The 9,173-nt window shown below is 49.2% G+C and carries 10 protein-coding genes; 4 read left to right on the plus strand and 6 right to left on the minus strand.

The genetic code is table 11. From position 1 onward, the window contains the following. The first annotated feature begins 290 nt into the window (after positions 1 to 290). From V6C93_RS08990 to V6C93_RS09000, 3 genes are all read left to right on the plus strand, one after another. Positions 291 to 1,025 (plus strand): class I SAM-dependent methyltransferase, encoded by a 735-nt coding sequence (locus tag V6C93_RS08990; RefSeq protein ID WP_333476315.1) that lies wholly within the window; start codon positions 291 to 293, stop codon positions 1,023 to 1,025. Positions 1,026 to 1,078: 53 nt separating this feature from the next. Continuing rightward, positions 1,079 to 2,599 carry a glutamate synthase small subunit gene (gene gltD / locus V6C93_RS08995; protein ID WP_333476316.1) on the plus strand — a complete coding sequence of 507 codons (1,521 nt, stop codon included), beginning with the start codon at positions 1,079 to 1,081 and terminating at the stop codon, positions 2,597 to 2,599. A 110-nt stretch (positions 2,600 to 2,709) separates the two neighbouring features. After that, positions 2,710 to 2,922 carry a hypothetical protein gene (locus V6C93_RS09000; RefSeq protein WP_333476317.1) on the plus strand — a complete coding sequence of 71 codons (213 nt, stop codon included), beginning with the start codon at positions 2,710 to 2,712 and terminating at the stop codon, positions 2,920 to 2,922. A gap of 420 nt (positions 2,923 to 3,342) precedes the next feature. Here V6C93_RS09000 and V6C93_RS09005 read toward each other — a convergent pair whose 3' ends face one another. The 6 genes from V6C93_RS09005 to V6C93_RS09030 form a co-directional block, all read right to left on the minus strand. Then, positions 3,343 to 3,696: a phenylpyruvate tautomerase MIF-related protein gene (locus V6C93_RS09005; protein WP_333476318.1), complete on the minus strand. Its 354-nt coding sequence runs from the start codon at positions 3,694 to 3,696 to the stop codon at positions 3,343 to 3,345. Positions 3,697 to 3,755: 59 nt separating this feature from the next. After that, the gene (locus tag V6C93_RS09010; protein ID WP_333476319.1) at positions 3,756 to 4,238 is read right to left on the minus strand and encodes a flavin reductase family protein; all 483 of its coding nucleotides are present in this window, start codon (positions 4,236 to 4,238) and stop codon (positions 3,756 to 3,758) included. Between the two features lie 105 nt (positions 4,239 to 4,343). Next, the gene (locus V6C93_RS09015; RefSeq protein WP_333476320.1) at positions 4,344 to 4,736 is read right to left on the minus strand and encodes a zf-TFIIB domain-containing protein; all 393 of its coding nucleotides are present in this window, start codon (positions 4,734 to 4,736) and stop codon (positions 4,344 to 4,346) included. A gap of 28 nt (positions 4,737 to 4,764) precedes the next feature. After that, positions 4,765 to 5,652 carry a precorrin-4 C(11)-methyltransferase gene (gene cobM / locus V6C93_RS09020; RefSeq protein ID WP_333476321.1) on the minus strand — a complete coding sequence of 296 codons (888 nt, stop codon included), beginning with the start codon at positions 5,650 to 5,652 and terminating at the stop codon, positions 4,765 to 4,767. A 499-nt stretch (positions 5,653 to 6,151) separates the two neighbouring features. Continuing rightward, positions 6,152 to 7,033 carry a prolipoprotein diacylglyceryl transferase gene (gene lgt, locus V6C93_RS09025; protein WP_333476322.1) on the minus strand — a complete coding sequence of 294 codons (882 nt, stop codon included), beginning with the start codon at positions 7,031 to 7,033 and terminating at the stop codon, positions 6,152 to 6,154. Positions 7,034 to 7,226: 193 nt separating this feature from the next. Next, positions 7,227 to 7,472, minus strand: coding sequence for a hypothetical protein (locus V6C93_RS09030; protein ID WP_333476323.1), 246 nt, complete (start codon positions 7,470 to 7,472; stop codon positions 7,227 to 7,229). A 24-nt stretch (positions 7,473 to 7,496) separates the two neighbouring features. Here V6C93_RS09030 and V6C93_RS09035 point away from each other — a divergent pair. Continuing rightward, a partial coding sequence (locus tag V6C93_RS09035) for an NACHT domain-containing protein (RefSeq protein ID WP_333476324.1) occupies positions 7,497 to 9,173 on the plus strand: 1,677 nt, incomplete at its 3' end.

The following is a 9,173-nucleotide window of genomic DNA, read 5'->3' on the forward strand; positions in this document are numbered from 1 at the left end:
GGAGATGGTGCCGAAGTTCGTCAAGGTGATGCCGAAGGATTACAAGCGCGTACTGCAAGCCATTGCTTCTGCGATCGCAGCCGGTTTGAGTGGGGATGACGCACTCACCGCTGCGTTTGAAGAAAACGCTCGCGACGTTGCTCGCATCGGTGGGAGTTAGGGTTGCAAAACCTATGAAACAAGGGGCGTAAGCCCCTTGTTAGACCAATTGTTGATCGCTGGGAACGTAATGCCAGGTATCTGTACGGCGATCCTAGTCATCTGCGAGTTAGCGTGCTGGACTCAGGACGATGAAAGACTGGTACAAGGAAGACCTTGCATATATTCATGATGTCGGTTTCAGTGACTACGCTCTCAAATCGGCTCCCGGTATCTTAGCCATCTTGGCTCAAAACCAAATACGGCAAGGTCTAATCGTGGACTTGGGTTGCGGAAGTGGGCTATCGGCACAACAGTTCACGAAGGCTCATTATCGAGTTTTAGGAGTTGATATCTCTGAGCCACTCATCGATATTGCCCGAACCAGAGTGCCAGAGGCTGAGTTTCAGGTCGAGTCATTGTTCAAGGCTGACATTCCCCCCTGTAGTGCCGTTACTGCGATCGGTGAATGCCTCAACTACCTGTTTGATCCAGACAATGAGCGCTCAACCCTAGCTTCTCTCTTCCATCGCGTCTATGGCGCGTTAATGGCGGGAGGTATGTTCATCTTCGATATTGCAGAACCAGGACAAATTAGACAGGGAACTAAAACAAAGAGTTTCACAGAGGGAGAGGGTTGGGTTGTCCTCGTCGAAAAGGAGGAGCATCAAGAGCATCAAACCTTGACCCGTCGTATTATCACGTTTCGGAAGTTGGGGGAATCCTATAGGCGGGACGACGAAGTCCATCATTTGAGGTTATATCAAGCGGCAGACATTGCCAGAGAACTCTATCAAGTGGGCTTTCAGGTTCAAGTCATGCGTAGTTATGGACATTACAATCTGCCAAAAGCTCATTTAGTGTTTATCGCACGTAAACCAACCTGACAGAACAACAATTGCGGTGGTCTATTTTACAAATTTAAACTAAGGACACGACTATGGGAAAACCAACTGGCTTTATCGAGTTTCTCCGCGAATTACCGTCTGACATCGCTCCAATCGATCGCATCCGCAACTGGGATGAATTCCACCTGCACATGCCGGAGGACAAGCTCCGGACTCAGGGGGCACGGTGTATGGACTGTGGCGTTCCGTTTTGTCACACCGGCACGCTGATTAGTGGGATGGCGAGTGGTTGCCCGATTAATAACCTAATCCCAGAGTGGAATGACCTTGTTTATCGGGGACTCTGGCGCGAGGCACTTGATCGCCTACACAAGACGAATAACTTCCCAGAGTTCACCGGACGGGTCTGTCCTGCACCCTGTGAAGGTTCGTGTGTGCTCGGCATCACCAATCCGCCAGTTACGATTAAGAACATCGAGAGTGCGATCGCCGACAAAGGCTGGGACGAAGGTTGGGTCACGCCCGAACCCCCGACCAAGCGCACCGGGAAAAAAGTCGCCGTCATCGGTTCGGGTCCCGCCGGTCTTTGCGCCGCCGCGCAGCTCAACAAGGCTGGTCATTGGGTCACCGTATTTGAACGCGCTGATCGCCCCGGTGGACTACTCATGTATGGCATCCCCAACATGAAGCTGGATAAGGAAGAGGTCGTCCTGCGCCGCCTCAAAGTCCTTGAAGAGGAGGGTGTGAAGTTCCTGTGCAACACCGAGGTTGGCAAAGACTTTCCTGCGGAAAACTTGCTCAAGGAATTTGACGCCGTGGTGCTTTGTACAGGTGCTACCAAGCCGCGTGACCTTCCTATTGAAGGCAGGCAGTTGCAGGGTATCCACTTTGCAATGGAGTTTCTGACCGCCAACACTCAAGCGATTCTGAACAAGAGCCAGAACGGGGCATCTACGGGGGATGGGTCAACCACGGGGGATTGCCCCTACATTTCTGCTGAGGGCAAAGATGTCGTCATCATCGGGGGGGGTGACACCGGAACCGACTGCGTTGGTACGTCGATGCGCCACGGCTGTAACAGCCTCGTGCAACTCGAAATCCTGCCCCAACCGCCGATGGAACGTGCCGCCAATAACCCGTGGCCTGAGTGGCCTAAGGTTTACAAAATGGACTACGGGCAGGAGGAAGCGGCGGCTAAGTTTGGTGCTGACCCGCGTGTTTATCTCACCACAGCGACAAAGTTTGAAGGTGATGAGAATGGACAAATTAAAGCCGTCCACACCGTGCAGGTGGAGTGGGAGAAAAATGAAAAAGGTCAGTTCATTCCAAAGCACGTACCAGGCACAGAAAAAGTCGTACCCGCGCAGCTTGTCCTACTGGCGATGGGCTTTCTCGGCCCTGAGCAACCACTGCTTGATGCCCTCGGCGTTGAACGCGACCCACGCAGCAACGTCAAAGCCGACTTCGGCAAATATGCGACCAGCATCCCTGGCGTCTTCGCGGCTGGCGACTGTCGCCGTGGACAAAGCCTCGTTGTCTGGGCGTTCAATGAAGGTCGCGGCGCGGCTCGTGAGTGCGACCTCTACCTTATGGGCAGTACAGACCTGCCTTGAGGAAAAGTGTAGACTTTCTACCCGAATGTCTCACCGTCATTCTGGTAAGCCAAATTGGGTAGGAAGTCACAACGCTACGTGTTGTTTAACAGCGTTAAAAGGAAGGAAATATGTTAGTGATTTCTCCTGAAACTGTCTATGACAACCTCAGACTGCTTGAGCAGGTAGACACTGCCAGCAGTGCATTCTATCGACAAATGGCTCAAGATGTGATAGCAGACCAACAAGTTAGCTTGAGTTGGCGGCAAGCGATCGCGGAGCGACTCAACCGAGCCAACCATCTCCTGGAGCGGCTGACCGTTGACAATAATGATAGCTACTGAAATTAGTGGTTTCGCCTCTAGTGGGCGCGATCGTTGCTGTTAAAACTCTTGTGGGATGGGCTGAAAAACCCGTCCCAACCGAAGCACTATTCTCTTGGAAAAACTGCTGAAATGTAAAAGTTTCAGCAGTTTATTGTTATGAGCGATCGCGAAGTATAGGTTCTATAGCTGTCGCCATAATGAGACCTCTTACAAAAGTCAACTTGCGCCCCCCAGCCCCCCAATTCTGAGAGGAGAATATATTCAAAGTCCCCCAGAATTGGGGGATTTAGGGGGCATTCCAGATTTATGCAAGAGGTCTATGGTTAGGACAGATTTAACAGCCCAAACGACTACGTACCAGTAATCATCCTTCTGCCTTTTGCTATATAGCTGCGAGGCATGAAAGTTCAAGTCTTTGCGTCCGCCTCAATTCAGAAATTAACCAAATGTTGAGCCATTCCAGCCCCACATCGCTCCCTTAGCATCGGTAAACTCGATGTAAATCCGGTTGATGGGTACGTCAAGCTTTTCGCTAATCGTCTGGCTAAAATCCTGGCTCATTGCCTTCGTTTGCGAGGGACTCATGGTGCCAATATTTTTCACTTCCATATAGCAGGTTGGCTCAACGGTACCCCCAAAAGTCATCGCGACATTTGGCTCAAACGCCGTCATCACATAGGATTCTGGCTTTCCCACATGCTTGGCTAGTTTACTAGAAAGACTCTTCAGCAGCTGTTGAACAGCTGTTGGTTCTGGAGCATCAGCAGAAGTTTGCACCTTAATTAGAGGCATAGGCTAGATATCACCACGGAGTTAAAACGATTTCAAATGTTAAGAGCAGTTATGGGTACTTATCCACCGTAATTCCAGCCAGTACTTTCCAGCAAAAGCGGCTCACCCTCTCGATGGATACCAGCACCAATCACTTGAGCGACAAAAACGCTGTGGTCTCCTTCTTCTACAGAAGCGATCACCTTGCATTCAATGTAACCGAGGGAATCAGAGATAATAGGACAGCCCGTTTCCACTCCCTCGTAGAAGTCCACATCTGCAAACTTATTGCCGACACGGCTTTGTGGCTTAAAAAATTTCGCGGCTAGGTCTTTTTGCCCGCTTTCTAGAAAGCTGATGGTAAATACCCCACTCTTTCTCAGCATTTCGTGGGAGCCAGTCTCTTTCTTAATGCAATTGACCACCAAGGGTGGATCAAAAGAAGACTGCATCAACCAGCTAACTGTAAAACCGTTTAGTTCCTCACCCTCTTTCACCCCGCAGATATAAAGACCGTGAGGAATTTTCCGCAGCATCGTCTTTTTCGCTTGTTCGTCTAGCAAGGATTACTCTCCCTAAGTGCTTACATATCGCATTAAGTGTACCAACAGGCAAGGAACAAGGGGTATGAGGCAACAGCCAATAGTCAAGATGGTTCGCATCAACGGTTAGGTTTGGCGAAATACTTGCCTAAAGCGCTCCACAACACCTTTCGGTTTGAAATTGTCCTTAAACTTAGTAAATTCACCCGCATCTAACCAGACACCCTGGCACTTCGGGCATATCTCATACCAGATACAGTGTTGGTCAATGTCCACTATACGAGTCATTTTTGCCTGACAGCGAGGGCATCGAATATCACCCTTAAATTGATCGAGTTGGCTGCCAATTTCTTGGTCGCCAATATCCAAACTCTCAGAACCTTGAATGCCTTTGAGTTGCTCTGCCTCAAGGGAATCAAACCAAATTCCTTTACAATTGAGGCAGCGGTCTACTTCTATGCCAGCCCAGATAACTTGCTCTAAGCGTCCTCTACATTTTGGGCAGATGGTTGAATTCATGGATTTTTGGATGACACCTGTTTTCAGGTTATCGAACAGGGCGGGAGGGTCGAAACAGATGGGAGTGTTCGGGGTGGTAAAGACGGGAACGGGCTAGTTCCTGTGAAGCAATGACGCTTTCACCCTTACTAATGCTGATGTTCGACTGGGATGTCACTCCATTGCCTACTGTTCTCAGCGCTGGACTAATCAGATACAGGGTTGTCCGAATCAGATTCTCGGCTTGTGTGAGTACTGCCATCTGTTCCAAGGGAATGATCCAGATTTTTTCATCAGGCCATCCGATACGAAAGCAAACGGCGACAGGGGTATCGGCGGGGTAATGTTCCAGCAGTTTAGCTTGAGCGTCTTCGACATGACGGGCGCTGAGGTAGAGACACAAACTGGCTTGATGAGCAGCTAAAGAGGCCAGTTCTTCCGACTCCGGTACAGCGGAAGCACGCCCACTGATGCGAGTGAGAATAATGGATTGTACCAGTCCCGGCACTGTCAGCTCAACACCGAGTTTAGCGGCGGCGGCTTGGAAGGCGCTAATCCCTGGAATGAGTTCAAAGGGGATAGAGGCTTCGGCAAGGGCTTGCATTTGCTCGTGGATGGCGCTGTAGAGACTCAGGTCACCGGAATGTAAGCGAACAACTGATTTTTGCGATCGCACCCGTTCAATCATCAATGGCACAATTTCTTCTAGGGTTTTATTCCCTGTGCGAACCAGTTCAGCATCGGGACGGACACCCTGCAACATCTGCGGGGGTACGAGGGAATCTGCCAACACAATTACATCCGCTTGGGCGAGAATCTTTTGTGCCTTAACGGTCAATAACTCTGGGTCTCCTGGCCCTGCACCAATGATGTAAACAGCAGGTGGTAGGGGAGGAAGGGCGTTTTCAGGTGGAGCGGAGTCAATGGAGTGAGACATATATTGCAAAAGGCACCGGAACTCATACGAGGAGGCAAAGGGCAGAAGGCAGAAGGCAGAAGGCAGAAGGGAAACGATTAGCTGGTCAATGTTTGCTGATTGAAAGCTTGCACGACGATCAATCATCTTTTCATAGGCAAGGCTTCTATGCCTAGCCCACAAGCACAATCTCTCCGTCATGGGATGGGCGGGACGCTCGTCCTCAATAGAGTGCAAGAACGGAGTTGATCCCAAAAATTCGTAATTTACCCAAATTGTTCCGGATACACCATCTCTACTTAGAAATAAAGGAATGGTAGATGCACCCTGGTTCAGCTCTAGAGTTTAACTCTAGGGCTTTTTTTTTGGATTGGGTTGGATGGCTTCAGGGCGATAACTCGGTATCATTTTGTACCGAAAGAGTATCGGTTAATATCTAGGACTGAAAGAATAGCTACAGCGATCGCGGATTAGGCACAGTAGCTCCCACAGGAGCAAGGGCATCAATCCAGTTGAGCCTCTACAAATCAGAGCGAGTATCCCACTGTCGATTTTCCACTGAGACAACATCCGGTAGGGAACGACGCCTGAGATATAGCCATGCTAGACCGAGCAAACCCAGAGTGATTTCTCCTAAACTGACCATTTGAGCCATGCGTAGAAGGCCAAACATCAGGCTATCAGTCCTTAGTCCCTCAATCCAGAATCGACCGAGACTATAACTCACCATGTAAACCAGCGCCAAAGTCCCGACCTTGAGATGGGGTTTGCGGTTTAAATCCCGAAAGAACAACGTCATGAGTATGACAAAAACCATCAAATTCCAAAGGGATTCGTAGAGAAAAGTAGGATGGAAATAGTCATAATTAATGAACTCTGGAGGGCGCTGCTGGGGAGGAATATACAGTTTCCAGGGTAAATCGGTGGGACGCCCAAAGGCTTCAGAATTAAAAAAATTACCCCAGCGCCCGATCGCCTGACCCAAAATTAGGGAAGGGACGACTAGATCAGCTAATAGCCAGACAGAGATTTTTTGGATCCGGGCAAAAATAATCGCCGCTACAATACCGCCTAAAATGGCACCATGAATGGCAATTCCCCCCTTCCAAATCGCAAAAGCTTGGAGCGGATTTGGGGCATATTGTTCCCATTCAAACAAAACGTAGTAGAGTCGGGCACAGGGAATTGCTGCAATCACCAGCCAGATTGCCAAGTCGCCTACCAGGTTTGGGTCAACGTTACGGCGCTTTGCCAAGTATTGGGACAGAGTAACTCCGATTAATACGGCTGAGGCAATTAACAAACCGTACCAGCGAATGGCGATCGGTCCGAGTTGAACCAAAATCGGGCCTGGAGAAGCAAATTGAAACGCCAGAGTCAGAGGGGACATGGCTTGTAGCATTGAGTTTTCGGTAAGGGGCGATTGAAGCTTGCGGATGGAGTCAGAGACTCTGGATGAAGCTTCTGTTCAATTTTAGGTTGCCGAGTACTGCTGTGAGGTGGGATGCGATCGCGAAGCGCTGCTGCGTTTGCGTTCGCCCTTGGCGTTGCCGAAGGCTAGCATGGTGCGTAAGCAGCAAAGCCCAGATCGCGCTCTAGGGTTCCTTTTCCTCCTCATCCTCTGCTTGAAACAGGTCGCTTGCTTTGCTGCCGAGTAGTCCGAAGATGGCACCAATGCCCATATTCCAGGTAGTATTGCAGGTCTCGAAGACGCGATTTTGTTGGGGAGAAAGGTTGTTTTTGGCAGCAAACCAGAAAGAAGCACCGCCAGAGAGGAGGGTGAAGCAGACGACGGTGAAGAAGATTTGTTGGAAGGCGGGAGGGAGATTTAAGTTTTTCATCGGTGTTAGCCTCCGAAGTTGTTTTTGAAGTTGACTCTTCCAGCATCTCTGACAGCCTTCAGAGCATGGTCAAGGCTAGCGTTTGGCTTGGTGTCAGACTTGTCAGATTTGTCAGAATTGAGGGAATACGATTTTGTTTTAGCTATGGGACGGCGATCGCTCCGAGCATCTTCACAAGGTATTCAAGACATCAAAAAAGCTCTGAAGCGAAAGAAATGGTCACAGACCTATATTGCTGGTGCAGTGGGTTGCTCTCGCCAAACGATTTGGAGCTTATTGCAGGGCAATCCTACAGACTGCGATGTATTTATGGAGATTTGCACTCAGTTAGGTTTGAACTGGGAAGAGATTGTAGAGCCAGAATCGCCACAACTACAGCAAGACGATAGTCAAGATTTTGATGCGCTGGTGCGGGAGGTGCGATCGTGTTGTTGCGAAGCAATCCTAGACAGCTACAGCAAGATTCGATTACCGGACGACACTCGAATTGATGTTGACCTGCTCTACGTGGATGTTTACGTGCTGGAGAAGTTGTCGGGCAAGCGCTATGCTTCGATTTCTGGATTGCTAGAAGGCGTTGAGCAACGGGAGGACTATGAACGGTTAGCGCTAGGACAGCGGCAGAAGCGGTTACCCGGACAGGAAATCGTCCAAGAATTTCCTCGATTAATGGTGCTGGGCAAACCAGGGTCAGGAAAAACCACTTTCTTACGACATCTCGCCGTTGACTGTAGCAAAGGGAAGTTCTTTTGCGATCGCATTCCAGTTTTGATTGAACTGCGCTCTATCAAAGAGGGCAACTCATTCAATCTATTGAATCTGATCCATCAAGAATTTGGATTGGCCCAACAGGAGCAAACACAGCAAATTCTCAATCACGGAAAAGCCTTCATCTTACTGGATGGATTGGATGAAGTCGCCAGCCAGTTGAGGCAGTCTGTCCGAGACCAAATCTACGAATTTGCCAAAGAGTATCGCAAAAACCGCTTTGTTCTCACCTGTCGCACTCAAACGATTGAATACATTGCTGATCACTTCGAGCCGATTGAAGTGGCAAATTTTGATGCTGAACAAGTTGAAACCTTTGCTCGCAACTGGTTTTCATCTATCTCTGAAACATCCGGTGAGGCAGAGGGGTGGACAAGTAGGTTCGTCGGAAAACTGGAGGAAAATCAGCAGATTCGTGAGCTAGCTGTAACCCCCATCCTACTGACTCTGACCTGTCTACTATTCACCGCAGAACAGGACTTACCGACGAAGCGGTCAGAGTTGTATGAAAAAGGGATCGATCTGCTTTTGAAGCAGTGGGATAAATTTCGAGAAATTCCCAGAGATTACCAGCAGCTATCAGTCTCAGACAAGCAAAAACTTCTGAGCGCTCTGGCATTCCGTAAGTTTTATCAGCCCGATAACTTTATTCTGTTTAAGCAGGACGAAATTCAGGGATATATCGCTGAGCATTTAGGAATTGATGCTGAGGGAAGTGAAGCGATTCTCAAGGTAATTGAAGCACATCATGGATTACTGACTGAACGGGCGCAAGGCATTTGGTCATTTTCTCACCTAACCTTTCAAGAGTATTTCACAGCACACAAGATTGTGGCGAGTTGTAATCCTAATTCGGCTGATGATCTGACGCTGCAAGTTTTGGTCAGTCAGATAACAGAGAAGCGCTGGCGAGAAGTATTTTTGCTGACGGTT

The organism is Allocoleopsis sp. (assembly GCF_036703385.1).
In the GTDB taxonomy this organism is placed as follows: Bacteria; Cyanobacteriota; Cyanobacteriia; order Cyanobacteriales; family Coleofasciculaceae; genus Allocoleopsis.

Coding starts and splice junctions, on each gene's coding strand:
- gltD (WP_333476316.1), top strand. CDS start 1,079: ATGGGAAAACCAACTGGCTTTATCGAGTTTCTCCGCGAATTACCGTCT.
- V6C93_RS09000 (WP_333476317.1), top strand. CDS start 2,710: ATGTTAGTGATTTCTCCTGAAACTGTCTATGACAACCTCAGACTGCTT.
- lgt (WP_333476322.1), bottom strand. CDS start 7,033: ATGCTACAAGCCATGTCCCCTCTGACTCTGGCGTTTCAATTTGCTTCT.
- V6C93_RS09005 (WP_333476318.1), bottom strand. CDS start 3,696: ATGCCTCTAATTAAGGTGCAAACTTCTGCTGATGCTCCAGAACCAACA.
- cobM (WP_333476321.1), bottom strand. CDS start 5,652: ATGTCTCACTCCATTGACTCCGCTCCACCTGAAAACGCCCTTCCTCCC.
- V6C93_RS08990 (WP_333476315.1), top strand. CDS start 291: ATGAAAGACTGGTACAAGGAAGACCTTGCATATATTCATGATGTCGGT.
- V6C93_RS09030 (WP_333476323.1), bottom strand. CDS start 7,472: ATGAAAAACTTAAATCTCCCTCCCGCCTTCCAACAAATCTTCTTCACC.
- V6C93_RS09015 (WP_333476320.1), bottom strand. CDS start 4,736: ATGAATTCAACCATCTGCCCAAAATGTAGAGGACGCTTAGAGCAAGTT.